The organism is Shewanella aegiceratis, from assembly GCF_019457495.1.
Taxonomy (GTDB): Bacteria; Pseudomonadota; Gammaproteobacteria; order Enterobacterales; family Shewanellaceae; genus Shewanella; species Shewanella loihica.
This window is the reverse complement of record NZ_CP080416.1, coordinates 1,091,139-1,116,512: the sequence shown is the minus strand read 5'-3', so window position 1 is coordinate 1,116,512 and position 25,374 is coordinate 1,091,139. Positions and strand designations below refer to the sequence as shown.

Sequence of the window (25,374 nt, the reverse complement as noted above, 5' to 3'; positions counted from 1 at the left end):
ACTCGCAGTTAACTAGCTAAAAAGTAGTATTTAATCTGGTTTTCTTTATTAAGCGTCAAAAACCTTAAGCAAACTGATTATAGTCGGCTAAGATGAATATAGGCGGCAGATTTGAAAAGGAATTCTTCTATGCTTTTCGGCAACGATGTAGAGACTCGACAAAAAATATTAGTTGTCGACGATGAGAGCGCCAACCTACATCTGCTGGAGCAATCCCTCACAGATCTGGCCGAGATCATCTGTAGTACGGGTGGTCAGGACGCGCTGGATAAGGCCGAGCAACATCAACCCGCCATCATATTGCTGGATATCGAGATGCCACAGATGAATGGCTTCGAGATGTGTAAGCGCCTGAAGAATAACCCCAAGACCTGCAACAGCGCGGTGATCTTCGTGACCGCCCACAGCGAGAGCAGCTTCGAATATAAATCCCTCAGTTCGGGCGGCATAGACTTCATCCACAAGCCTATCGATCTCGCCACCTGTCGACTGCGGGTCAAGAATCATCTGCTGCTCAAACGTCAGGAACAGACCATCATAGAGGCGCGCCAGGATATGCAGGCCCTGGTCAATCAGATCCCCTCTTACATCTCCTATTGGTCTAAGGATCTGCTCAACCGTTTTCATAACGACTACAACGGCAGGTGGTTCGGCACTATCCCCCAAGATGCACTGGGTAAGCCCGCCTCTAGCCTGCTCCCTAAGGCCCTGTATGAGGAGATACTGGCCCGTATCGCCAGCAATAAACCTAAGCATCAGTTCGAGGTTGCCCTGGAAGATACCCCGGGCAAGATAGATTATGCCCAGGCCCATCTCACCGTCAGGAAACAAGATGGACACGTGGCGGGCATGCTGCTGACCCTAACGGATATCACCTCCATCAAGCGCGCCAAGAGCCAACTGGATACCGAGAATCGGCGCCTGAAGATCATGCTCAACGCCATCGGCGACGCCGTCATCGCCACCGATAGCGAGGCGATGATCACCTTCATGAACCCCATCGCAGAACGCCTCACCGGCTGGGTGTGTCGCGACGCCATCGGCCTGCATATCGAGCAGGTGATGGATCTGTGCGATGCCAAAACCAAGTACCGCAGCCCCAATCCGGTCACCATCGCCATCAAGGAGAAACGCAACGTCGCCATGGCCCTCAACTGCCAGCTCAACAGCTTGGATGGCACCATCTTCCAGATTGAAGACTCCGCCGCCCCCATCACAGACAGTGAAGGCAAGGTCAACGGCGGCATAATAGTCTTTCACGACTGCAGTGAGTCTGTGGCCATGTCGCTGAAGATGAGCCACCTGGCCAACCATGATCAGCTGACCGACCTGCCTAATCGCATCTTGCTGCATGACAGAATCAACCACGCCTGCGCCGTGGCCGACTCCTATGACAAGAGCGTCGCCCTGATGCTAATAGACATAGACCACTTCAAATACCTCAACGACTCCCTGGGCCACAGCTATGGGGATCAGGTGATCAAGCAGGTGGCGAAACGCCTGCAGTCCCTCATCGACCCTAATGCCACCCTGGGGCGCATAGGCGGCGACGAGTTTGTCCTGCTACTGCCTTCGCTCACCGCAACCAGCCAGGTAGACTCTATCGCCACGGATATCGTCCGCAGCCTCAACACGCCGTTTCGTATCGACGGCCAGGAATATACTCTGTCGGTCAGCGTCGGGATCAGCATCTACCCTTCGGACGCCCTCAGGGCCGAGGAGCTGATGACCCATGTGGATGCAGCCATGTACCGCGCCAAAGATCTGGGGCGCAACCGCTTCTGTTACTTCTCCGAGGATCTGGAGCAGGAACTGACGAAACGCCACGAGTTGGTCACCCTGCTGCGCACCGCCATCGACACGGAAGCGATAGAGGTCTATTACCAACCTAAGGTCGATCTCAAGACCAAGGAGATCATCGGCGCGGAGGCACTGGCCCGATTACACGACCCCAGCGGCAAGCTGATCTCACCGCTGGACTTTATTCCCCTTGCCGAGGAAACAGGCCTCATCCACCAGCTGGGTGAGATCATCCTCAAACAGAGCTGCATGGCGGCTAAAGCCTGGCAGAAAAGAGGTCGGCCGCTGCAGATCGCCGTCAACATCGCCGCCAAACAGTTCACCAATCCCGAGTTTTGCGACTCGGTGGCCAAGGTACTGGAGCTCACCGGGCTCGACAGCAGCTTCCTGGAACTCGAGGTGACAGAGAGTTCTCTCATGTATGATTTCGACGAGGCGTTAAATGTGCTCAATACCCTCTCCTCTCTGGGACTGAGCATCGCCATCGACGATTTTGGCACCGGCTACTCCAGCCTCAGCTACCTTAAGTTCTTCCCGGTCAATACCCTGAAGATAGATCAATCCTTCGTCAAGGATATGCTGGGGGATGAGCAGAGCCTGGATATCGTCAAGGCGGTTATCCATTTGGCCAAGTCCCTCAAGCTCAAGCTTATCGCCGAAGGCATAGAAGATGCCGAGCAGCTGCAAAAACTGGTGGCGCTGGAATGCGAGCAGGGCCAGGGCTATATGTTCAGCAAGCCGCTCCCCCTCAAAGAGTTCGACCAACTCCTCAGCCACTAACGCTCCTCTCCCTTGACTCAAAGGGTAAATAACGTAATATCCTCAGCGCCTTAACCCAGGCACAACCTTGGCGTAACACCTATCGCCAACTCAAGGTTGCCGCCAAGAGACAGAGTCACAAGGAGAGAGAATGACCACACTACCTAAGGATATCGCCAACCTATCGACGATAAAGACCAAAGGCAAAGGTGCCCTGGTGTTAATCGCCGGCCTGCTTTTCGCCCTCGTCCTGTTCAGCCAGACCATGTACACGGTCGATGAGGGCCATGTGGGCATCATCAAGCGTTTCGGCCAGGCTACAGAACAGGTTAATCCCGGCCTGCACGTTAAGATCCCCTTTGTCGACAAGGTCGAGGTCTTAGAGATACGTACCCGCAAGAACGTCGAGAAGCTCAACGCCTCGACCCACGAACAGATGCCAGTCACCGCCGAGGTGTCCATCAACTGGACGGTCAATCGCGATCAGGCCTTCGACCTGTTTAAGAGCTATGGTGGCCTGAGCCAGTTCGAATCGCGCATCCTGGACCCTAAGCTGAGATCCGCCGCCAAGGATGCCCTGGCGCGTTACAAGGCCGAGGAGATTATCCAAAACCGCAGCCGAGTGATCGCCCAGATAGAAGATTTTCTTGTCGAAGAGATGAAAGAATATCCGGTCAAGCTCGACTCGGCGCAGCTGGAAAACCTCGGTCTGCCGCAGAAGTATATCCAGTCGATCGAGACCAAACAGACAGAGAAAAACCTCGCCGCCGCCGAGAAACACCGTCTGGAAAGACAGAACCTGGAGGCCCAGCGCGAGGTGAACACGGCGAACGCCAAGCGTGATGCCGCCAAGGCCACCGCCGACGGTAAAGCCTATGCCATTCAGACAGAAGCGATTGCCGAGGCGGAAGCGATTCGCCTCAAGGGTATCGCAGAAGCAGAGGCGATCAAGAAGAAGGCCGAGGCGCTGAGAGAGTCTCAGACTCTGGTGGATTATGTGCGCGCCCAGCAGTGGAACGGTCAGATGCCCACCACCATAATGGGCAGCGACCAGAGCGTGCTGTGGAACATGAGCAGCAAGAAGCAGTAACAAGAGGAAACACGCAGCCTCTGATTGCGCTTGCAAGCATGAACCAACACAAAAAAGCCCGCATCGAGCGGGCTTTTTTAATGGCAATAACTTGGCTAGACGCCCAGCTTGTCGCGCATCGTATAGTACCAAGCGCCGATAGCCGAGAAAGGCACCTGTAGCAGATGACCGCCCGGGAAGGGGTAATGGGGCAACTGGGCGAAGGCATCGAAGCGTTTCGCTTGGCCATTGATGGTCTCGGCCAGTATCTGCCCCGCCAGATGGGTATAGGTCACCCCATGGCCGCTACAGCCCTGAGAGTAATAGATGTTACCGCCGATACGGCCCACCTGCGGCAGGCGCGACAGGGTCAGCAGGAAGTTACCCGTCCAGGTAAAGTCTATCTTCACATCCTTAAGCTGCGGGAAGGTCGCCAGCATCTTGGGACGGATGATAGCCTCTATGTTGGCAGGGTCCCGCGCGCCGTAGACCACGCCGCCGCCATAGATGAGGCGCTTGTCACCCGAGAGCCTGAAGTAATCCAGCAGATAGTTACAATCTTCGACACAGTAGTCCTGGGGCAGCAGCGAGTGAGCCAGCTCCTCACCCAGGGGCTCTGTGGTGATCACCTGAGTACCACAGGGCATAGACTTGGCCTGCAGCTCGGGCAGCAGTCCCTTGAGATAGGCGTTACCGGCGACGATGACAAACTTACACTTCACCGAGCCTTCCTGAGTATGCACCACAGGGCTCTCACCCTGATCGACACGAACAACGGCCGAATCTTCGAAGATCTGTCCGCCCAAGGATTCCACCGCATCGGCCTCACCCAGCGCCAGGTTAAGCGGATGAATATGACCACCGCTCTTATCAAGCAAACCACCGACATAACGCTCGGTATCCACCACGTCGCGAATGCCCTGCTCATCCAGCAGCTCTAAGTGCCCCAGATGACCATGCTTCTCCCACAGCGCCTTTTGCGCCTCGAGATGGCCCATCTGTTTCTTGTTTAGCGCCGCAAACACGCCGCCATCTTTCAGATCGCACTGGATGTTGTATTTGGCCACCAGCCCCTTGAGGATGCGGCCACCTTCGAAGGCCATCTGACCAAACAACTTGGCCTGCTCTGTGCCCACAACCTTTTCTATGGTGTCGATATCCCGGCTGAAGCTGTTGACTATCTGACCGCCATTACGCCCTGAGGCGCCGAAGCCAACCCTGGCGGCTTCCAGTACCGTCACCTTAAAGCCCGCCTCCAGCAGGTGGATCGCCGAAGAGAGGCCGGTATAGCCGGCGCCTATGATACAGACGTCGGTCTCTATGTTATCGCTTAACTTGTCGCGCAGCGCCTTGGTGTTGGCTGACGCCGCATAATAGGAATTTGCATGAGGTGTACAGGTCATATCATTCACCCTGAATCGTTATAATAATGGCTTGGGTTGACAGGCGCCGCGGCGCGGTCGCCTGTCGTCTTGAGCTAACGCTGCGAGCCTAGTCGCTGACCATACGGCTGCGTTTGTCGGCGCGGCGGGCCAGATACCAGGAGATGAAGGCGATCAGCGAGACAATCAGTATGATCAGTGTCGCTAAGGCGTTGATCTTAGGCGAAACCCCCATGCGCACCGAGGAGAATACCACCATAGGTAGGGTCGTCGCACCCGGTCCCGAGGCGAAGCTGGCAATCACCAGGTCATCCAGCGACAGGCTGAAGGAGAGCAGCCAACCCGCGATCAGCGCCGGCGAGATCATAGGCACTGTGATGTGGAAGAAGGTCTTGAGCGGCGTCGCGCCCAGATCCTGGGCCGCCTCCTCGATAGACATATCCAGCTCACGCAACCTGGATGAGACCACCACGGCCACATAGGCGGCGCAGAAGGTCGAGTGGGCGATCCACACGGTCAACATGCCACGCTCGGCCGGCCAGCCCAGCAGGTCTGCCATGTGCACGAATAGCAGCAACAGCGACAGACCCGTGATCACCTCTGGCATAACCAGGGGCGCGGTGATCATGTTCGACAATGTCATCTTGCCCCAAGAGCGAGCGAAGCGCGTCATCACGAAGGCCGCCATGGTGCCGAGGATCACCGCCATGGTGGAGGCGAAGAACGCCACCTTTAAGCTGGTCGCCACCGCATCGAGGATCTGGTCGTCGCGGAACAGCTCGCCATACCACTTGGCCGAGAAGCCGCCCCAAACCGTCACCAGCTTAGACTCGTTGAACGAGTAGAAGACCAGGATGAACATGGGCGCGTAGAGGAAAAACATCCCGCCCCAGAGCATCAGGGTGGAGAAACTCAATTTTCTTAGTCTGTTGCTCATATCGTCTTCTCCATACTTCTGGACTGATAACGATGGAATAGGGTGATAGGGATAATCAAGAGTGCCAACATCACGATGGCGAGCGACGAAGCGACCGGCCAATCACGGTTGTTGAAGAACTCCTGCCATAGCACCTTACCTATCATGAGCGAATCAGGACCGCCCAATAGCTCAGGGATCACAAACTCCCCGACCACAGGAATAAACACCAGCATAGACCCGGCAATCACACCACCTTTCGACAGCGGCAGCGTCACCTTCCAGAAGGTATTGAGGCTGCGTGAGCCAAGATCCGCCGCGGCCTCGAGCAGGCTGCCATCGAGCTGCGACAGGTTGGCGTACAGCGGCAAGATCATAAAGGGCAGATAGGTGTAGATGATACCGATATAGACGGCGAAATTAGTGTTAAGCATCTGAATCGGCTCGGAGATCACCCCCAGCCACATCAGCAGGTTATTGATCACCCCGTTGTTACTCAAGATGCCCATCCAGGCATACACACGAATAAGGAACGAGGTCCAGGATGGCAACATCACCAAGAGGATCAGCACTGTCTGATGCTGCTTAGGCGCCCTGGCAATGGCATAGGCCATGGGGTAACCGATAAGCAGACAGCCGATGGTGGTAACACAGGCCATCTTGAGCGAGCCCAGATAGGCATTGATATAGAGATGATCTTCGAAGATCAGAATATAGTTGCCCAGATTGAGCATGATCTGCAGCGACTCATCGGCATATTGATACAAGGCCTCATAGGGCGGAATCGCCACGGCCGGGGTCGACAGACTGATCTTCAATACGATGGCAAAGGGCAAGGCAAAAAACATCAGCAGCCAGAAATAGGGCACACCTATCGTCCAGCACTGCCCCTTGGGCAAACGAAACTTCAATGACTTCTTCATAACGCCCCCGTTAAGATCTCAGTACAACGGCACTGGTCGCTTCCCAACTGACGAAGACATCCTCTTCCCAGGTGGGCGAGTCGGCGCGGCGGTCACTGTTGGTCATCACAGACTGAATGAGCTGTCCGTTACACAGGCGAATGTAGTAAACCGAGATGCCGCCCAGATAGGCGATATCTTCCACCTTACCGGCGCACCAGTTACGCGCATCCTCGGGCTGCTCGCGGCTGATATGGGTCTTCTCGGGACGAATCGCCACCCACACCTGGGTAGTATCCACACTGGTCGACACCCCGTACCCCACGTAGAAGGGCTGAGGAATGTTGGCCACATTGATCACCACGTGATCCACCTCATCCTCGACAATATCGCCCTCGAACAGGTTAACGCTGCCGATAAACTCGGCCACCATGCGGTTAGCCGGGCTCTCGTAGATATCCATTGGCGAACCGGTTTGGGCAATCCAGCCATCGTTCATGATGGCGATACGCTCGGCCATGGTCATGGCCTCTTCCTGGTCATGGGTTACCATCACACAGGTCACCCCAACCGCCTCGAGAATGTCCACCACCTCGAGCTGCATCTGAGTACGGAGTTTCTTATCCAACGCCCCCATGGGCTCGTCGAGTAGCAAAAGCTTTGGACGCTTGGCCAGTGAACGGGCCAGGGCCACACGCTGACGCTGACCGCCTGAGAGTTGGTTCGGCTTACGCTTGGCGTAAGGCTCCATGTGAACCAGCTTGAGCATCTCCTTCACCCGCTGCTCAATCTCGGCCTTGGGCATCTTGTCCTGCTTGAGGCCGAAGGCGATATTCTGCGCCACCGTCATGTGTGGGAACAGGGCGTAGGATTGGAACATCATGTTAATAGGACGCTCATAGGGCGGCATGTCGGTGATGTCTTGCCCATCGAGATAGATGCGTCCCTCGGTCGGCTTCTCAAAGCCGGCCAGCATGCGAAGCAGCGTCGATTTCCCCGAACCTGAGCCGCCAAGCAGTGCAAAAATTTCCCCACGATTAATATTTAGCGAGACGTCGTCCACTGCACGAACATCGTCAAATAGCTTGCTGACTCTCTCTATCTTCAGCAACACCTCTCCTTGCGTCTTTGTTGTCGGTTTGTTGGTGACGCCCGAATTGCTAGCCATAATACTTCTCCACAAAAAGCACCGCTAAGGCACCTACTGCAATAGTTAAGATGATCTAAGAAATGGAGGGCAAGCGAACTTGCCCTCGAGTGTAGGCATTACATGCCAGATTTGACTTTGGTCCATACGCGAGTCATGGCACGCTGGGCCTTCATCGGACGTACATCGGCCACATAGAGACGTGACAGCACTTCAGGGGTTGGATAGATAGCCGCATCGTTACGGATCTCTTCATCCACCAGCTCCTGCGCCGGCACGTTAGGGTTAGCGTACGCCACATAGTTGGTGATAGGGGCAATCACCTCTGGGCGCAGCAGGTAGTTGATAAAGGTGTGAGCGTTCTTCACGTTCTTGGCATCGGCAGGGATAGCCAACATATCGAACCAAAGGTTAGAACCCTCTTTCGGGATGGCATAGCCGATCACATTACCGTTCTCAGCCTCTTCGGCGCGCGCGGCGGCCTGGAAGACGTCACCCGAGTAACCGAATGCCACACAGATGTCGCCGTTGGCCAGATCGGTAATGTAACGTGATGAGTGGAAATAGGTCACGAAGGGACGGATCTTCGCCATCACTTCGCCAGCCTTGGCGTAGTCTTCGCTCTTAGTGCTGTTAGGATCCAGCCCCAGGTAGATCATCGCCATCGGCAGCATCTCGTCGGCGCTGTCCAGCAGTGAGAAACCACACTTAGCAATCTTCTCGGCATACTTAGGATTGAAGATCAGCTCCAAAGAATCGACCGGCGCGTCTTCACCCAGCACCTGCTTCACCTTAGCCTCGTTGTAACCTATGCCTGTGGTGCCCCACAGATAAGGCACGGCGTGCTCGTTACGTGGGTCTGCGGTTTCCAGCTGCTTCATCAGCTCTGGATTAAGGTTCTTGTGGTTGGTCAACTGTGACTGATCCAACTTCTGGAAGGCGCCCGCCTTGATCTGCTTAGCCAGGAAGTTGTTTGACGGCACCACGATATCATAGCCTGAACGACCCGATAGCAACTTGGCCTCGACCACTTCGTTGCTATCGAACACATCGTAGATCACCTTGATGCCTGTCTCTTTCTCGAAATTAGCCAAGGTGTCTTCGGCGATATAATCAGACCAGTTATAGACCCTAACCACCTCTTCAGCACTGGCGACAGAGCTTGCAAATACCCCGGCGGTGACCAGAGCGAGTGTTGTCATTTTCTTTAAAAGCTTCATGCTATCTCCTTGTTAGCTTGCCAGTAGTCTGATGATTACTGCCATTGCATTGCCGCTTGTGACGGCTTTCATTGTTATTATTGCCAATGCTACAGCTTACAACTGCATCGAACCTGTTTAACATTCATCGCTAGTGTAAAATCGAATAATTTCACCATCAATATGAATTTATATCTAATTACACCGGTTAGTTACCCATGACTCCACCAGGGGGTTAATCCCCCGGCAATCTTGCTTCATTTTGTCACCTGCCCTGCCCCAATCTGGTGCAGAGTGGCTAAACGGTCAGCAGCAGGAACTCACGCTCCCATGAGCTGATCACTCGGCGGAAATTTTCCAGATCCGCCTGCTTCACCGCGATATAGCCTGAGGTGAAGGTGTCACCCAGATATTCCCTGACCGCCGAACTTTCCGACATCACCGCCAGCGCTTCTTCCAGCGTCAGCGGAAGGCTGATCCCCTGACGATTCTCGTTGGCGCGTCCCTGTACCGGCGTCGATGGCTTCACATCTTCCACCATGCCCATGTAACCACACAACAGAGTGGCGGCGATGGCCAGGTAGCTGTTGGCATCGGCACCTGCGATACGGTTCTCGATACGACGGTTCTGAGGTGACGACTCGGGGATCCGCAGACCACAGGTGCGGTTCTCATCGCCCCACTCCAGATTCACCGGCGCAGAGGTGCCCGGCAGGAATCGTCTGAAGGAGTTGACGTTCGGGGCCATCAGCGGTAACAACTCGGGAATATACTTCTGCAGACCACCTATGTAGCACAGGAACTTAGCACTTTTCGTGCCGTCCTCATTAGTAAAGATGTTCTTACCCGTCTTGATATCCACCACGCTCTGGTGAATATGCATGGCGCTGCCCGGCTCGTCGGTGACTGGCTTCGCCATAAAGGTGGCGCAAACGTCATGCTTGAGGGCCGCCTCACGCAGGGTACGCTTAAACACAAACACCTGATCCGCCAGCGACAGGGCGTCGCCATGGCTGAAGTTGATCTCCATCTGGGCCGTGCCCTCTTCGTGGATCAGGGTATCGATATCCAGTCCCTGGGCCTCGCACCAGTCATACATATCTTCGAACAGCGGGTCATACTCGTTGGCGGCGTCGATAGAGAACGACTGACGGCCCGACTCCTTGCGGCCACTGCGGCCCACAGGTGGAATCAATGGCATATCGGGATCTGAGTTTCTATGGGTCAGATAGAACTCCATCTCGGGGGCGATCACCGGCTTCCAGCCCTTATCTTCATAGAGCTTAAGCACCTTCTTGAGCAGGTTACGGGGCGACAACTCTATGGGGTTACCCATCTTATCGAAGGTGTCGTGGATCACCTGGGCGGTAGCTTCGACCGTCCAGGGCAACATGAATACTGCATTTTCATCGGGCACACAGACGAAGTCGATATCCGCCTTGTCCAATAGGCTGTCGTACAGGTCGTCATCCACATAGTCGCCGGTCACCGTCTGCAGCAGCACACTCTCGGGCAGGCGCATCCCCTTCTCGTCGATAAACTTATCGACCGGTGCGATCTTGCCGCGGGCGATACCCGTCATATCACTGATGACACACTCTACCTCGGTGATCTTATTGGCTTTCAAATAATCGATTAACTTCTTCATGCTTCACTATCTCTTGCGTTGAGCTGCTCTGGCTTGGCAGGCTTGACTAAAGGCGCTAAAAATCGAGCGGTAGAAAGGGTTCTCTAACACCTTCCATTCGGGGTGGAACTGCACCCCCAGCGCAAAATTTTTCGCATCTTTGACCGAAAACGCCTCGATTAATCCATCGGGGGCATAGGCTTCTGGCCGCAATCCAACACCCAAACGGTCAACACCTTGAGTGTGCACAGAGTTCACCTCTGCCAAATTGCGGCCCCAAGCCTCGTGGAGCAATCCCCCCGGTTCTATCTTCAACGGATGAGACAGGCCATATTGCACCTCGACGTCAGCCGTCTTGTCTTCTCTGTGTTCAATATAATCGCCAACTTCATGCAATTTCTGATGCAGGCTGCCGCCGTACACCACATTCATCTCCTGAAATCCCCGGCAGATGGCCAGCACAGGCACGCCGGCGTCAATCGCCGCCTTCAGCAGTGGCAGATTGGTCGCGTCGCGCTTGGGATCGTGTAGGGTATCTGGGTCACTCGCCACACCGTCGTAGTGGTGGGGCTCGATATTGGAGGGCGAACCGGTGAACAGCAGGCCATCGAGTCTGGGCAATATCGTCTCGGCCGGGCAATGGCCAAGCGCGGGGATCACCAAGGGCCAGCCTTGGGTGGCATCGGCAATACCCAGCAGGTATTTCTCGCCAACGATATTGAATGGGTGCAGGCCTATCTGTTGATTACAGGCCGTAACACCGATAACAGCAAGTCCTTCATCGGACATAGTTCACCTTTAGCTTTGTTGCGTCTTCTTATAGTTATAGCAATGAACAGACTTCAATCAATGTTCATTTTTTCACACACTACACTGAAATAATGAACGAGGCAATAGGCCGCCGAAAACAAAATATACAATAGAATAACAATTAGAATAAAAGCCAATTAAAACAACATTAAAAGGCAATTAAAATTAATGTAAAGCCAAAAATAGGCGAAAATCAGGTCACGGCTTTTGTGAACCAGCTCCCACAGAAAAGTCCGTTTGAGATTTTGGCTCGGCGACCTTAATGGACAAAATTATTTACAAAATGGGACGTGAGGCGACTCAGCCTCACGGCATGGGAAAAGGCACACACGCGGCGGCGCAGGCAGTGTCACGGGAGTTTCAATAAAGCGGAAGAGGTTTGAGAGGCCGGGCGATGCCCAGCCTAACAGGAAAGCTTAGTTAGAAGTTTGCCGGCGTGGTGGCGCTGACGATACGACACGGCTTGTCGAAGGGGTTACGGAATCTGTGGGGCAGCTCGCTGTTGAAGTAGTAGCTGTCGCCCTCGCTCAGCACATAGACCTCGTCGCCTATGGTGATCTCCAGCTGACCCTCGATCACCATGGCCGCCTCTTCACCCTCGTGCTGCAGCATCTCTTCACCGGTATCAGACCCAGGTGGATAGACCTCGTTCATCACAGACATGGCGCGGTTGGGGTAATCTCTGCCGATCAACTTGTAGTCCAGGTTACCATCGCCGATATCCAGCAGCTCGCCGGAGCGGTAGACCACCTTCTGCTCAGTAGGCATGCTCTCCTCGATAGAGAAGAAATCCACCAGTGACATAGGCAAACCCGACAAAACTTTCTTCAGGGAACTCACCGAAGGACTGACGCTGTTCTTCTCGATCATGGAGATGGTGCTGTTGGTCACGCCGGCACGCTTAGCCAACTCGCGTTGCGATAACCCTTTCATTTTACGAACAGCTTTGAGATTTGCGCCTATATCCAAAAAACATCTCCTATCCAACAAGACTCAGGAAGAAACAATTTTCCATACTAGTTTGTATCAAACTAAAAAGCATGTTAAATATAATCAACAGGTGTGAATTATAACCAACTCAAGGGTCAAAAGTATACTTACTCTGGCCAATTTAGTCGAATAACAAGAATAAAACCCTCACTCGGAGCCCAAATGACCACCAAGCGCCCTGTCCACAGTGACCAATATCCCGACTCTTTCTATCATGCCACCGCCAATGCCCTGGAAGCCCTGCCGCAACTCACTGAGCGGATCACCGCCGATGTCTGCATCATCGGCGGTGGTTTCAGCGGCATCAACACCGCCATCGAGTTGGCCGAGAGAGGCTTCGAGGTGGTATTGCTGGAGGCGAAACGGATCGGCTGGGGCGCGTCGGGCCGCAACGGCGGCGAGCTGATCCGCGGCATAGGCCATAATGTCGAACAGTTTCGCAACGAGATAGGCTCAGAAGGGGTCGCGGCCATCGAGCAGATGGGCTTCGAGGCGGTTGAGATAGTGCGTAACCGCGTCGCCAAGCACAATATCGACTGTAACCTGCAGATGGGCTACTGCGATCTGGCCACCAAGCCGAGACACATGAAGGAGCTCGCCGCCGACTATCAGGAGATGCTCCACCAAGGGCGTGAGGGCTTTAAGTTGCTGGAGAAGCACCAGCTTGGCGAGGTGATCGGCTCAGATCTCTACTGCGGCGCCCTGGTCGACATGAACAGCGGCCACCTGCATCCCCTCAATCTGGCACTGGGCGAGGCCAAGGTGGCCCGCAGCCTGGGGGTCAAGATGTTCGAATACAGCGCCGCCACCAAGATAGTCAAGGGCAAGCGCCCCTGCGTACATACAGAGCATGGCCGTGTCGACTGTCGCTACCTGGTGCTCGCCGGAAACGCCTATATCGGCCATGAACTCAACGGCTACATAGGCGGTAAGGTGCTGCCCGCCGGCAGTTATCTGCTGGCCACCGAGCCTTTGTCCCAGGAGATGTGCGATGAGATTATCCCGCAAAACATGGCCTTTGCCGACATGCGTATCGATCTCGACTATTTCCACCTCTCCCAGGACAATCGCCTGCTGTTTGGCGGCCTGTGCACCTATTCGGGTAAGGATCCCAAGGATATCGACGCGGCGCTGCGCCCCAACCTGGAGAAGGTATTCCCCCAGCTCAAGGGGGTGAAGATAGAATATGAATGGGGCGGCATGATAGGCATAGGCGCCAACCGCCTGCCGCAGATTGGCCGGCTGCCAGACTGCCCCAACATCCTCTACGCCCAGGCCTATGCCGGTCACGGCGTCAATGCCACCCATATGGCGGCCAGGCTTATCGGCGAAGCCCTGACGGCTCAGGCCGAAAGGTTCGATATCTTCGACAGGGTACAACATATGACCTTCCCCGGTGGGCCGAAATTCCGCTCCCCCATGCTGGCGGCTGGCATGCTGTATCACAGGCTGAAAGACCTGTTTTAGCCTAAAAACTAAAATAGTCAGCATAAAAAAAGGTGCCCTAGGCACCTTTTCTGTTAGTAACGATTACGTCCCTTGCTCAATAGGCAAATCGGCATTGCTGCCCCAGTCGGCCCAGGAGCCATCATAGAGCACCGCCTTGTCATGTCCCGAGGCCACAGAGGCTAAGATCAGGATACAGGCGGTAATGCCTGAGCCGCAGCTGAAGATCCGCTCTGCTTCCTGCTCACCCTCCTGCTCTCCTACCAACTGCTCAAACATGGCCTGCAGATCCTCGACCCGCTTCATCCTATGTTCGCGCAGCAGCTCGCCAAAGGGCAGGTTTACCGAGCCGGGAATATGACCGCAGCGCACGCCGGGTCGAGGCTCACTGACCTCTCCCGCAAAGCGCCCCGCTGCCCGCGCATCCAAGATAACGCTGTCGCCTCCCAGGGATTCGAGCACATAGTTGGCGTCACAGATAAGGCCCGGCTGGAAATCCGCCACATAGGGCACAGACTCTTCATCTATTACCGTGGGCTGATAGCGCTCGCTGGTCATGCGCTCCTCGCTGAGCCACTGCGGCAGGCCGCCATCGAGCACATAGACATTCTCGTGGCCCATCAGCTTAAACATCCACCAGGCGCGCGGCGCGCTGTAGATCCCCTGGTTATCGTAGATCACCACCAGGCTGTCTCTGACTATGCCTAGGGCCGTAGCCCCTTGCTCAAACTGCTCAGGGGTGGGCATGGCGTGCAGCTGCGATGAAGTGGTATCGCAAAACACCTGCTCGATATCAAACTTTTGCGACCGGGGAATACAGACAAACTCTTCATAAAGTATGGGTTCCTTGCCCACCACACTCTGCATACTGGCGTCGAGCAACACCAGATTACCCTCAAACAGATTCGCCTCAAGCCAGGCGGTGGTAACTAACGGGTATTCCAATTCCATAGTGACTCCCAATGTGGGGGCTAATCAGCATCTGCCCGCCCCTCTTATCAATAGTATGACGCTTATCTGTAAAGACAATATACGATGGGAGGGGCCAAGGACAAGTGACTTATTTTAACCCTGCTAACAAACTGGCATAAAAAAGCCCTTTATTGCTAAAGGGCTGTGATTAAAGCGTTTTGTATAGCGGGTTGCTTGCCGCTAAGACAGGGGTTTTCCCTGAAAGGCTTTCCTAGAGCGCAATCCAGGTCGCCTTGATCTCGGTATACTTGTCGAAGGCATGCAGTGACTTGTCACGGCCGTTACCGGACTGCTTGTAGCCACCAAAGGGCGCCGTCATGTCACCACCGTCATAGTGGTTGATCCACACCATGCCGCTACGCAGCGCCTTGGCCGTCTTGTGGGCCTTGCTGATATCTGAGGTCCAGACACCGGCCGCCAGGCCGTAGATGGTATCGTTACCGATACGAATCGCCTCCTCCATGCCGTCGAAGGTGATCACCGACAGCACAGGGCCAAAGATCTCCTCCTTGGCGATGGTCATCTCATTCTTCACGTTGGCGAAGATGGTCGGTGCCACATACACACCGCCTGTCTCGGCCAGCACCTGCTGACCACCTTGACGCAGCTGCGCCCCTTCGGCCACCCCGGCGCGAATATAGCGCAGCACATTCTCCAGCTGCTGCTGATCGACCACGGCGCCACAGGTGGTGGCAGGATCCAGCGGGTGCCCCGGCTGCCAGGCCTGCATCTCGGCTTCGATCAGGTTAATAAGTTCTTCCTTCACCCCCGACTCCACTAGCAGACGTGAGCCCGCGGTGCAGACCTCGCCCTGGTTGAAGGCGATGGCCGAGGCCGCGGCAATCGCCGCCTCTTTAAGGTTCGGCGCGTCGTTGAAGACGATATTCGGGCTCTTGCCCCCGGCCTCCAGCCAGACACGCTTCATGTTGGATTCGCCGGCATAGATCATTAGCTGCTTGGCAATCTTGGTCGAGCCGGTAAACACCAGGGTATCGACATCCATGTGCAGCGCCAGCGCCTTACCCACGGTATGGCCGTATCCAGGGAGCACATTAAGCACCCCTTTAGGGATCCCCGCCTCTATCGCCAACTGCGCCATGCGAATGGCGGTCAGCGGTGACTTCTCTGAAGGCTTTAATACGACGCTATTGCCTGTCGCCAGCGCAGGGCCCAGCTTCCAGCAGGCCATCAAGAGTGGGAAGTTCCAGGGCACGATAGCCGCCACTACGCCGACAGGCTCACGGGTGATCATGCCGATCTCGTTGTGGGCCGTTGGGGCAATTTCGTCGTAAATCTTGTCTACCGCCTCGCCCGACCAGCGTATGGCGCGAGCCGCGCCCGCCACATCGACGGCGCCGGAATAACGGATAGGCTTACCCATATCCAAGGTTTCCAGCAGGGCCAGCTCATCCCTGTTTGCCTCGAGCAGATCGGCGAAGCGAATCATCACCTGCTTGCGTTTCACCGGCGGCAGTTGTGACCAGTCACCACGCTCAAACACCTCTCGGGCATTGGCAACGGCGCGGTTGGCATCCACCAGATCGCAACTGGCCACCTGGGTCAGCACCCTGCCATCGATAGGGCTGATACAGTCGAAGGTGTCATTCGAATCGGCGGCGCAGTATTCGCCATTGATAAATGCCTGGCCCTGAATCACCAGGTTGTCCGCCATCTCTTGCCATTGTTCGCGATTTTGTGGAGTACTCATTCTGACCTCTTAACGGGTGATAATTGCTCTAGCGTCAATGCTAATGCACGTCCACGCCCTCTCTGGCGCGACTGTGCCTGCCCTAGATTACGCTCAACCCTCAATCAATTTCAATATTTTTTACAAAAAGTTATTTTTTGCTATAAATAATGAACAAAAAGCTTTCATGTTCATTATTTCTGACATAGCATAGCGAATATCAACCACTCACTAAAACAACAATTACACAGAACCAGGGTAGATGATATGGAAGATTTTAATAAAGCTGACCAGGTAGCAACAGGCACGCTGGAACACTATTGGATGCCCTTTACCGCCAATAGACAGTTTAAACAAAGTCCCCGCCTCCTCGCACAGGCAGAGGGGATGTACTACAAGGATGTAAACGGCCGTCCCGTACTCGACGGCACTGCCGGTCTCTGGTGCTGTAATGCCGGACACGGTCGCAAGGCGATCTCCGAGGCGGTGAGCAAACAGATCCACGAGATGGACTATGCACCCTCGTTCCAGATGGGCCACCCACTGGCCTTCGAACTGGCCGAGCGTCTCGCCGCCATCGCCCCCAAAGGGATCAACAAGGTATTTTTCACCAACTCTGGCTCTGAATCTGTCGACACGGCGCTGAAGATCGCCCTCAACTACCACAGGGCCCGTGGTGAGGCGACCCGTACCCGTTTCATCGGTCGTGAGCTGGGATACCATGGCGTCGGCTTCGGCGGCATCTCAGTTGGTGGCATAGGCGGCAACCGCCGCACCTTCAGCCAGCAGCTACTGCAGGGGGTCGACCACCTGCCCCACACCCTGGATATCCAGCAAAACGCCTTCTGTAAGGGACTACCGGAAACCGGCGCAGAGAAGGCCGAGGTGCTGGAGCAGCTCGTTACCCTACATGGCGCCGAGAATATCGCCGCGGTGATCGTCGAGCCCATGTCGGGTTCGGCCGGGGTCATACTACCGCCTCAGGGCTATCTCAAGCGCCTGCGAGAGATCACCCGCAAGCATGGCATCCTATTGATCTTCGATGAGGTGATCACCGGCTTTGGCCGTGTGGGCGACGCCTTCGCCAGTCAGCGCTGGGGCGTCACACCGGATATGATCACCACAGCCAAGGCGCTCAACAACGGCACCATCCCCATGGGCGCCGTGTTGATCGACGATGCTATCTATGATGCCAGCATGGACGCCCCAGAGGGCGCCATCGAGCTCTATCATGGCTACACCTATTCGGGCCATCCGGTAGCTGCGGCCGCCGCCATCGCCACCTTAGATATTTATCAGGAAGAGCAGTTGTTTGAGCGCACCAAGTCGCTGGAAAACTACTTCGAAAAGGCGGTGCACAGCCTCAAGGGACTGCCAAACCTTATCGACATTCGTAACACTGGCCTGGTAGCCGGTATCCAGTTTAGCCCGAGCGACAAAGGCATAGGCAAGCGCGGCTTCGGCATCTTCGAGACCTGTTTCAAGAACGGCACCCTGGTCAGGGCCACGGCCGACACCATCGCCCTGTCGCCGCCACTGATCGTCGACGAGGCCCAGATAGACCAGATGGTCAACACCCTAAGCGATGCCATCACCACAGTTGGCTAACCCAGAATAACCAAGACACATTAGAGATTTTTGCAGGGAAATTACGCGCTATGCAGCAGATAAACCACTACATCAACGGCCAGCACACACAGCCCAGCGCCCGCAGCGCCGCCGTCTTCGAACCCGCCACCGGCGAGCAAAAGGCCAACGTCTCCCTGGCCAGCGCACTCGAGGTAGATGCGGCCATCGAGCTGGCCAAGAAGGCCCACGGCCCCTGGTCAGAGATGACCCCCCTTAACCGCGCACGCATTCTGTTTAAGTTTAAGGCCCTGGTCGAAGCCAACATGGATGAGCTGGCGGCCATGATCACCCGCGAACACGGCAAAGTGCTCGACGATGCCAAGGGCGAGATCATCCGTGGCCTCGAGGTGGTGGAGTTTGCCTGTGGCATCCCCCATCTACTCAAGGGCGAGCACACAGAGCAGGTCGGTGGTGGCGTCGATGCCTGGACACTCAACCAATCCCTGGGCGTAGTGGCCGGCATCGCCCCCTTTAACTTCCCTGTGATGGTGCCAATGTGGATGTTCCCCATCGCCATCGCCGCGGGCAATACCTTCATCATGAAGCCATCGGAGAAGGATCCGACCTCTGTGATGCGCATGGCCGAACTCCTCACCGAGGCGGGCCTGCCGGACGGCGTATTTAACGTGGTCAACGGCGACAAGGAAGCGGTGGACACCCTGCTGACCCACAAGGATATTCAGGCGGTGAGCTTCGTCGGCTCCACACCGATCGCCGAATATATCTATCAGACGGCGGCGGCCCACGGCAAACGTGTACAGGCCTTGGGCGGCGCGAAGAACCACATGCTGTTGATGCCAGATGCGGACCTCGACCAGGCGGTCAGCGCCCTGATGGGCGCCGCCTATGGCAGCGCCGGTGAGCGCTGCATGGCGATCTCTGTAGTACTGGCCGTCGGCGATGTGGGTGATGCCTTGGTAGAGAAACTGCTGCCACAGATCCAGGCGCTCAAGGTCGGTAACGGCCTGGAAGGCGAGATGGAGATGGGACCGCTGATCTCGGCGCAGCATCTGGAAAAAGTGCGCGGCTATGTGGACAGAGGCGTGAGCGAGGGTGCAAGCCTATTGGCCGATGGCCGTCAACTCACGGTCACCGATCACGAGCAGGGCTACTTCCTCGGCGGCTGCCTGTTCGACCATGTCACCCCAGAGATGACCATCTACAAGGAAGAGATCTTCGGCCCTGTGCTGGCCATCGTCCGGGTGAAGGATTACGCCGAGGCGCTGACCCTGATCAACGAACACGAGTTTGGTAACGGCACCGCTATCTTTACCCAGAGCGGCGAGGCGGCCAGACACTTCTGCCACCATGTGCAGGTCGGCATGGTCGGGGTCAACGTACCCATCCCAGTGCCTATGGCCTTCCATAGCTTTGGCGGCTGGAAGCGCTCCCTCTTCGGCCCACTGCACATGCATGGTCCAGACGGCGTACGCTTCTATACTAAGCGTAAGGCGATCACCGCCCGCTGGCCCAAGGGCAAGGGCAGCCAGGCAGAATTTGTCATGCCGACCATGAAATAAACTAAGCTTAAGGCGCCGCGCTGCGCCTTAAGTCTATCTGTAAATTGGAGCAGAAATGACACAGACTATTGATGCCATCATCAACTTTGGCCAGCATAAGGTTAAGACGGAACACTATGAGGTGGCACCGGAAAAGGTATTAAGCGGGGAGCCTAAGCAGCAACTGGAGAATCATTACTCCAGCCCCTGCGATCAATTTCACGCCGGGATCTGGCAGGGCCAGGTCGGCAGTTGGAAGGTCAACTACAGCGAACATGAGTATTGCGAGATCCTATCGGGCAGCAGCGAGATCATTGATGAAGCAGGCAACAGCCTGACGGTCAGCAAGGGCGATCGCTTCGTCATCCCCGCCGGTTTTAAGGGCGTATGGCGAGTGCTGCAGGAGTGTCGCAAGATTTACGTCGTATTTGAGCAAAAATAACTAAAATCATTGCCATGTAGTCTCAGCGAACTAGCTGTTGTTTGGCTTAATCTGATCCGGATAGCTTGCTAACCGGATCGGTGTCAACAAAGTGAAATGGAGAAACCACCGTGTATAAAAAATTTAATAAGAAACGGATAGCCCAGCTAGCTGGCTTAACCTTGGCAACCGCGCTAATCACACCTTTGGCACAGGCTGAAGTCTCGGGAGAAATTGGCGTCACCAACGATTACCGCTTCCGCGGTATCTCACAAACCGCAGGCGATTTTGCCGTTCAAGCCAGCATAGATTACAGCATGGAAAGTGGTTTCTTCATCGGTGCCTGGGGCAGTAATGTCGATGATGAAAGTTATGATGCCGATGTCGAAGTCGACTTCTATGCCGGTTACGCCGGTGCCTTCGGCGAAGACGACGCGGTGGAATATGACTTCACCCTGACCTACTACACCTACCCGGGACAGGATGAGAGCACTAAGTATCTCGAGGCCTCACTGGGCTTCTACTTTGCCGACTTCCACTTCGCCCAGTGGTACACCAACGACTACGCCAACGCCGATGTGTCTCTGCACTACAGCGAGCTAAACTACTCCTACGAGTTTATCGAGAACTGGAGCATAGATGCTCACGTGGGCTACAACTATGGCGACGGTGCAGATCTAGACTGGGGTGAGAACTATGTCGACTACTCCATCGGCGTCTCCACCGAGATCGGCGGTGTCGGCCTGTCGCTGGCCTGGTTAGACACTAACCTGAGCAGCGACAACGAGATCAAGGACGGCCCATGGAAGAACGAAGGCACTATTCTGGCCACCGCCAGCTACGCCTTCTAACCCCTGCCCTCCCCAACCAAGTGATTGTAAAAAAACCGCCTTCATCGGCGGTTTTTTATTAGGGGTATATTTACGAGTTTAAAGACAATCTACTCCTAAACTCGACAATCTCTAACATTACAGCTTCAGGCTCTCCCCCCGGCGGACTCGCTCGGCTAGAGCGCGCCAGTAATTCACCAGCTCTTGATGCGCCTGTGCGCGCTCGGGAAAGGTTTGCGACAACCCTTGTAGAATATTGGCTTGCTGATGACAGAGTTTTTCCCAGCGGCGGGCATTAGACAGGTGCATAGTGTTTTCCTTAACGTATTAAACTCCTTCGAAGAGTATAGCCAGTTTATTAAAAATTTGATCTAAGCCGCTAGGAAAAACCCTTAGCCGGGAGTATCTTCAAACTATAACGCTAAGGAGTGACTATGACTGAAACCCTATTGAAAATCGCCTTTATCCTGGTGGGCCTCTTTCTAATCTACAAGCTGATCTTCTCAGGCAAACGTGGCTTAAGCCTGTTTGAGATGCATTTTAAAGATGGCCGTCTCATCTCCCACAAGGGCAAGATCCCGGAGAAGTTTCAGCGGGAATGTAAAGCCATCGCCAAGAGTGAAAAACTGACCTGTGTGGTACGCGCCGAGAAGAGTGGCGGCGTCAGGCTGCATGTATCGGCCAACGTCAGCGATGCCATCATACAGCGCATCCGCAACCAATTTCCGTTCGAATACTACGACAAGAAAACCGTCGATAATTCGCGTCAAGCAGGCTAGGCCCGCCCAAAGCTAAACCTAGCCTAAACTAAAATCTAGCCTAAGCAGGGGCCGCCACAGATTACGGATTCAGGTACTGATCCAGGCGGCCATCTTGCTTGGCATCGTCTATGATGCGTTGATTATCCTGTGACATGGGGTCTTTAACCTCCAGCGGATCCCCTTGGGGCTCAGACTCAGCCGTCACACTCATGTTTATCCCGGTCGAACAGGCGCTCAAACCGAGCGCCACCAGCAGTATCCATTTATTCATCTTTCGCCCCCACTCCTAGTTTTTAGCGGTATTCTTACTTTTAGTGCTAGCAGCATTGTCGCCAGCAAAATATTCCAGTGCCCATACCAGGGCGATACCCGCCAACATGGCGCAGATGGCCAGGCCAAGCTGCGCCGGTTGCCCGGTCAGTTGCTCAAAATTCATGGGCGACAGGTTCTGTTCCAGCAGCGGCACCTGCTCGCCTGCCGAGTTTTCACGCCAGGTGAGCACCTGCTTCCAGGGCCAGATCTTACCTAGGGTGCCGAGCATCAAGCCGGTGAGGAATATAAGCGTCGCATCATGATATTTACGCAGCAGCGCCGACAGCAGATGGCTGAATGAAAGCAAGCCTGCCACACAGCCACAGGCGAACGTCAGTAACACGGGGATATCTAGGCTCTTGGCGGCTCCCAGCACCGAGGTGTATAGGCCCAGTAGCAGCAGGATGAAACTGCCAGAGATCCCCGGCAGCAACATGGCGCAGATAGCGATACTGCCGCCGATGAAGACATTCAGATAGGTCATCTGCATATCGATTGGATGCAGCACAGTGATCCCCCAGGCAAAGGCCACGCCCAGGGCAAACAGGGCCAGACGTCCCACAGAGAAGCCCTTCACCTGCTTGAGCATGTGCACCACAGAGATGATGATGAGACCGAAGAAGAAGGACCACACGGGGATCGGATGACTATGCAGCAGATAGGTGATCAGCTTGGCCAGGGTAAAGATGCTGGTGAGGATACCGCCGAACACGGCGATCAGGAAGGGGCCGTTAATATGCATAAAGGCGGCCTTCAGCCCCTGCTGGCGGATCACACCGATGAGGCTGGGATTAACCTTACGTATGCTGTTGAGCAGGGGGTCGAGGATCCCCGTGATGAAGGCAATGGTGCCCCCGGAAACGCCGGGCACCACATCGGCGGCCCCCATGGCCATCCCTTTGAAATAAGTCAGCAGATAATTCACTCAAGATCCTTAAGTTAATGATTTTCTTTAAGCCAAAAGCCTTAGCGCCCAATTATACGCGCCCGGCGCAGCCAAAGGAAAATGAAGTTTGGTTTAGGCGGCCAAATCACGGCGCTATTGTTAACCACTTGTTATTCCGCTAGTCTAACAACTCATCTGACCAGACAAGCTTTTTCTTCAACCAGCAAAGCATTTTAATAACGAGTAAGCCAATGAATAACAAACCGACACGGGTGATGGCCCTCTACCACCGCCTAACCAAGTGGCCACTGGGCCATAAGTTTTTCTCCCTCATGGTGTCACGCATGGCGCCCTACTTCGCCACCGTTAAGCCCCTGGTTACAGAGCTGAGACCCAACTACTGCCAGGTACTGGTGCGAAAGCGCAAGGCGGTGCAGAACCACATAGGCACAGTGCACGTCATCGCCATCTGTAATGGCCTGGAGATGGCCATGGGCACCATGGCCGAGGCGTCAATTCCTGCCCACCTGCGCTGGATCCCCAAGGGAATGAGCGTCGACTACACCGCCAAGGCCGGCAGCGACATCCGCTGCATCGCCGAGGTCACGTCCGAACAGTGGGTCGAAGGCGACATGCTGGTCAAGGTTACCGCCCTGGATGAGAACGATGTGGTGGTGGTCAAGGGCCACATCAAGCTGTGGATATCCCTCAAGCCCTCAAAAGCCTAGCCACTCTTTAACACAGATTTGCTGGGTGGTTTACCTACGCCACCCAGCAAGCACATGGCACTGTCGATAATCCTATGAAAACTTGACAATTTAGCCTCTGTCTCTCAAGTTATTGGCATACTTTGGCATCAGGGACGCGCCACATGAGATTGACATTTAGGACAATATCTAGCTACACCCTTTTATTGGGATATCTTTGCCTCACGGCTAACGCCGCAGCCTCAGATAATGATGGCAACAAAAGTGCCCGCATCTTAGACAAGCAACCTAACTGTATTGAGACGACGTTAGCACCGATATCACTGACTCTTACGAGTAAAAAGTATCCCGCAGAGACTAAACCTTTGGAGAGCGAAGCCTTTAAATCAGCATTGAGTCAGATAACTCAACAAGCGACAGACAGAGGCGCCGAAGTCATCATTCTCACCCAGGTGAGCAACCATATTGTCAGCAAGATGAAGGAGAAGAAGCTTTCTCAACGCTCCAGCCAGGAGATGGTTAAGGTCACTCAGTTAAAGACCCATCTCGAAGCAGAGCTATATCGTCTCTGTCAGCATGATAAAAGCCTGTCAGAAACAGCAGCCGCCTATGACAGCAAGGGCTATGAAATTCGCCAGTCTCGCTTCGAGTACACCTTTGAGGCCCCCACACCTCAATCGGTTGCCAAACTTGCGGCGGCGAAGAGCCTGCCTCCCGCTTTAGTATCGTTAGACAATGGCGTATATGGCGCCAAACTCGGCATAAGTCCCGAAGCCCTCTATGATTTACTCGGCCCCGCAAGCATAGAGTTACCGCTTAGCGCGCAAGATTTTGCCTGGGGTTACGGTAGGCAGCTCTGGTTTGTGTTTACCAAAGAGCGGCTCGTCGCCATCTCGACAGAGTTCAGCCCATTGAACAATACCGGCCAGAATCTTATCGATTATCGCGACGGATTCGACGGTGCCTCTTGGTTAATTAACGGTGAGATCGCCTATCGCACGCCCATTTCACAGGTCATTCGCACCTTGGGTGCCAACCAAGCCCAGCGACAGGGCGACCACCTCAACCTCAGTGACGGTAAGCAGCGCTTGACCCTTAACTTTGATACCTATCTCCAGACCGGCGAAGCGACGTCCGAATCTCAATTAAGCGGCTTTAGCCTCTATCAAGACAAGACCAAGCTGACGCTGCGAGGAAAACAACCCAACAAGGAGGCGCTCCAGCCACTGCTAAAACAGCTCACCCCTTCGTTTGTCGGTGAGCGTCCTAGCCTGCAGCAACTGCAAAAGGCCTATCCCAGCATAGCGAGATTAGCTATCTCGAGCGATGGCGAATGGTGGCTGCTAGGCAACCATCTGCAACTTAGGTTCGACGGCGACACCTTACATAAGCTCAGGCTGGCTTCAGGTATCTATCAACAAGATACCGACACAGGCCTCACAGAGCTTTGCGAGCGACTAGCCATCCCATCACAAAAGGATAAATTACTGGCAAAATTCCAGCAGGCAAACGATGAGTTCGACAGCGTCGAACTTTATGAGCAAGGCTATTCGCTTGTGACTAAATATGACTCCTACGATGATGATGCCACCCTCTATGAGCTGGAGATCACCTATTTCTAAA

23 protein-coding genes are annotated in these 25,374 nt (G+C 54.9%); 10 read left to right on the top strand and 13 right to left on the bottom strand.

Going from position 1 to position 25,374, the window contains the following annotated elements:
* Nucleotides 1-129 precede the first annotated feature (129 nt).
* Nucleotides 130-2,580: an EAL domain-containing protein gene (locus tag K0H80_RS04945; RefSeq protein ID WP_220073306.1), complete on the top strand. Its 2,451-nt coding sequence runs from the start codon at nucleotides 130-132 to the stop codon at nucleotides 2,578-2,580.
* Between the two features lie 130 nt (nucleotides 2,581-2,710).
* Nucleotides 2,711-3,649 (top strand): SPFH domain-containing protein, encoded by a 939-nt coding sequence (locus K0H80_RS04940; protein WP_011864783.1) that lies wholly within the window; start codon nucleotides 2,711-2,713, stop codon nucleotides 3,647-3,649.
* Nucleotides 3,650-3,744: 95 nt separating this feature from the next.
* Here K0H80_RS04940 and K0H80_RS04935 read toward each other — a convergent pair whose 3' ends face one another.
* The 8 genes from K0H80_RS04935 to K0H80_RS04900 all read right to left on the bottom strand — a co-directional run bounded on the left by K0H80_RS04935 (nucleotide 3,745) and on the right by K0H80_RS04900 (nucleotide 12,580).
* The gene (locus tag K0H80_RS04935; RefSeq protein ID WP_220073305.1) at nucleotides 3,745-5,031 is read right to left on the bottom strand and encodes an NAD(P)/FAD-dependent oxidoreductase; all 1,287 of its coding nucleotides are present in this window, start codon (nucleotides 5,029-5,031) and stop codon (nucleotides 3,745-3,747) included.
* A gap of 88 nt (nucleotides 5,032-5,119) precedes the next feature.
* A complete protein-coding gene (locus tag K0H80_RS04930; protein ID WP_011864781.1) occupies nucleotides 5,120-5,947 on the bottom strand; it encodes an ABC transporter permease subunit in 828 nt (275 codons plus the stop codon).
* A complete protein-coding gene (locus tag K0H80_RS04925; protein ID WP_011864780.1) occupies nucleotides 5,944-6,849 on the bottom strand; it encodes an ABC transporter permease subunit in 906 nt (301 codons plus the stop codon). The genes K0H80_RS04930 and K0H80_RS04925 overlap by 4 nt, the downstream gene beginning before the upstream one ends.
* A 10-nt stretch (nucleotides 6,850-6,859) precedes the next feature.
* The gene (gene potA / locus K0H80_RS04920) at nucleotides 6,860-7,996 is read right to left on the bottom strand and encodes a polyamine ABC transporter ATP-binding protein (RefSeq protein WP_011864779.1); all 1,137 of its coding nucleotides are present in this window, start codon (nucleotides 7,994-7,996) and stop codon (nucleotides 6,860-6,862) included.
* A gap of 98 nt (nucleotides 7,997-8,094) precedes the next feature.
* Nucleotides 8,095-9,195 carry a polyamine ABC transporter substrate-binding protein gene (locus K0H80_RS04915; RefSeq protein ID WP_220044501.1) on the bottom strand — a complete coding sequence of 367 codons (1,101 nt, stop codon included), beginning with the start codon at nucleotides 9,193-9,195 and terminating at the stop codon, nucleotides 8,095-8,097.
* A gap of 277 nt (nucleotides 9,196-9,472) precedes the next feature.
* Nucleotides 9,473-10,822: a glutamine synthetase family protein gene (locus K0H80_RS04910; protein WP_011864777.1), complete on the bottom strand. Its 1,350-nt coding sequence runs from the start codon at nucleotides 10,820-10,822 to the stop codon at nucleotides 9,473-9,475.
* A gap of 6 nt (nucleotides 10,823-10,828) precedes the next feature.
* Nucleotides 10,829-11,590, bottom strand: coding sequence for a gamma-glutamyl-gamma-aminobutyrate hydrolase family protein (locus K0H80_RS04905; protein ID WP_011864776.1), 762 nt, complete (start codon nucleotides 11,588-11,590; stop codon nucleotides 10,829-10,831).
* A 441-nt stretch (nucleotides 11,591-12,031) separates the two neighbouring features.
* A complete protein-coding gene (locus tag K0H80_RS04900) occupies nucleotides 12,032-12,580 on the bottom strand; it encodes a cupin domain-containing protein (RefSeq protein ID WP_011864775.1) in 549 nt (182 codons plus the stop codon).
* Between the two features lie 183 nt (nucleotides 12,581-12,763).
* On the opposite strand from K0H80_RS04900, the gene K0H80_RS04895 reads away from it, so the two are divergent.
* Nucleotides 12,764-14,068 carry an NAD(P)/FAD-dependent oxidoreductase gene (locus tag K0H80_RS04895; RefSeq protein WP_220073304.1) on the top strand — a complete coding sequence of 435 codons (1,305 nt, stop codon included), beginning with the start codon at nucleotides 12,764-12,766 and terminating at the stop codon, nucleotides 14,066-14,068.
* Between the two features lie 63 nt (nucleotides 14,069-14,131).
* On the opposite strand, the gene K0H80_RS04890 is transcribed toward K0H80_RS04895, so the two are convergent.
* On the bottom strand, nucleotides 14,132-14,992 hold the full coding sequence (locus K0H80_RS04890) for a sulfurtransferase (protein WP_220073916.1): 861 nt from the start codon (nucleotides 14,990-14,992) through the stop codon (nucleotides 14,132-14,134).
* A 238-nt stretch (nucleotides 14,993-15,230) separates the two neighbouring features.
* Complete coding sequence (locus tag K0H80_RS04885; protein WP_220073303.1) at nucleotides 15,231-16,727, bottom strand: aldehyde dehydrogenase; 1,497 nt, start codon at nucleotides 16,725-16,727, stop codon at nucleotides 15,231-15,233.
* A 246-nt stretch (nucleotides 16,728-16,973) separates the two neighbouring features.
* On the opposite strand from K0H80_RS04885, the gene aptA reads away from it, so the two are divergent.
* From aptA to K0H80_RS04865, 4 genes are all read left to right on the top strand, one after another.
* Entirely contained in the window at nucleotides 16,974-18,314 is a 1,341-nt protein-coding gene (gene aptA / locus K0H80_RS04880; protein WP_220073302.1) for an omega-aminotransferase AptA, read from the top strand.
* Nucleotides 18,315-18,364: 50 nt separating this feature from the next.
* A complete protein-coding gene (locus tag K0H80_RS04875; RefSeq protein WP_220073301.1) occupies nucleotides 18,365-19,855 on the top strand; it encodes a CoA-acylating methylmalonate-semialdehyde dehydrogenase in 1,491 nt (496 codons plus the stop codon).
* A gap of 55 nt (nucleotides 19,856-19,910) precedes the next feature.
* Nucleotides 19,911-20,276: a cupin domain-containing protein gene (locus K0H80_RS04870; RefSeq protein WP_011864769.1), complete on the top strand. Its 366-nt coding sequence runs from the start codon at nucleotides 19,911-19,913 to the stop codon at nucleotides 20,274-20,276.
* Nucleotides 20,277-20,386: 110 nt separating this feature from the next.
* On the top strand, nucleotides 20,387-21,106 hold the full coding sequence (locus K0H80_RS04865) for a TorF family putative porin (protein ID WP_011864768.1): 720 nt from the start codon (nucleotides 20,387-20,389) through the stop codon (nucleotides 21,104-21,106).
* 117 nt (nucleotides 21,107-21,223) lie between these two features.
* On the opposite strand, the gene K0H80_RS04860 is transcribed toward K0H80_RS04865, so the two are convergent.
* The gene (locus K0H80_RS04860; RefSeq protein WP_011864767.1) at nucleotides 21,224-21,394 is read right to left on the bottom strand and encodes a hypothetical protein; all 171 of its coding nucleotides are present in this window, start codon (nucleotides 21,392-21,394) and stop codon (nucleotides 21,224-21,226) included.
* A 125-nt stretch (nucleotides 21,395-21,519) separates the two neighbouring features.
* On the opposite strand from K0H80_RS04860, the gene K0H80_RS04855 reads away from it, so the two are divergent.
* Complete coding sequence (locus K0H80_RS04855) at nucleotides 21,520-21,864, top strand: DUF3634 family protein (protein ID WP_220073300.1); 345 nt, start codon at nucleotides 21,520-21,522, stop codon at nucleotides 21,862-21,864.
* A 61-nt stretch (nucleotides 21,865-21,925) separates the two neighbouring features.
* On the opposite strand, the gene K0H80_RS04850 is transcribed toward K0H80_RS04855, so the two are convergent.
* Both K0H80_RS04850 and K0H80_RS04845 read right to left on the bottom strand, forming a co-directional pair.
* On the bottom strand, nucleotides 21,926-22,117 hold the full coding sequence (locus K0H80_RS04850) for a hypothetical protein (RefSeq protein WP_220073299.1): 192 nt from the start codon (nucleotides 22,115-22,117) through the stop codon (nucleotides 21,926-21,928).
* Between the two features lie 15 nt (nucleotides 22,118-22,132).
* The gene (locus K0H80_RS04845; RefSeq protein ID WP_220073298.1) at nucleotides 22,133-23,083 is read right to left on the bottom strand and encodes a polyprenyl-phosphate transporter; all 951 of its coding nucleotides are present in this window, start codon (nucleotides 23,081-23,083) and stop codon (nucleotides 22,133-22,135) included.
* 212 nt (nucleotides 23,084-23,295) lie between these two features.
* On the opposite strand from K0H80_RS04845, the gene K0H80_RS04840 reads away from it, so the two are divergent.
* Nucleotides 23,296-23,772 (top strand): hotdog fold domain-containing protein, encoded by a 477-nt coding sequence (locus K0H80_RS04840; RefSeq protein ID WP_220073297.1) that lies wholly within the window; start codon nucleotides 23,296-23,298, stop codon nucleotides 23,770-23,772.
* Nucleotides 23,773-24,143: 371 nt separating this feature from the next.
* Nucleotides 24,144-25,373: a hypothetical protein gene (locus tag K0H80_RS04835; RefSeq protein ID WP_220073296.1), complete on the top strand. Its 1,230-nt coding sequence runs from the start codon at nucleotides 24,144-24,146 to the stop codon at nucleotides 25,371-25,373.
* The last annotated feature ends 1 nt before the right edge of the window (nucleotide 25,374 follow it).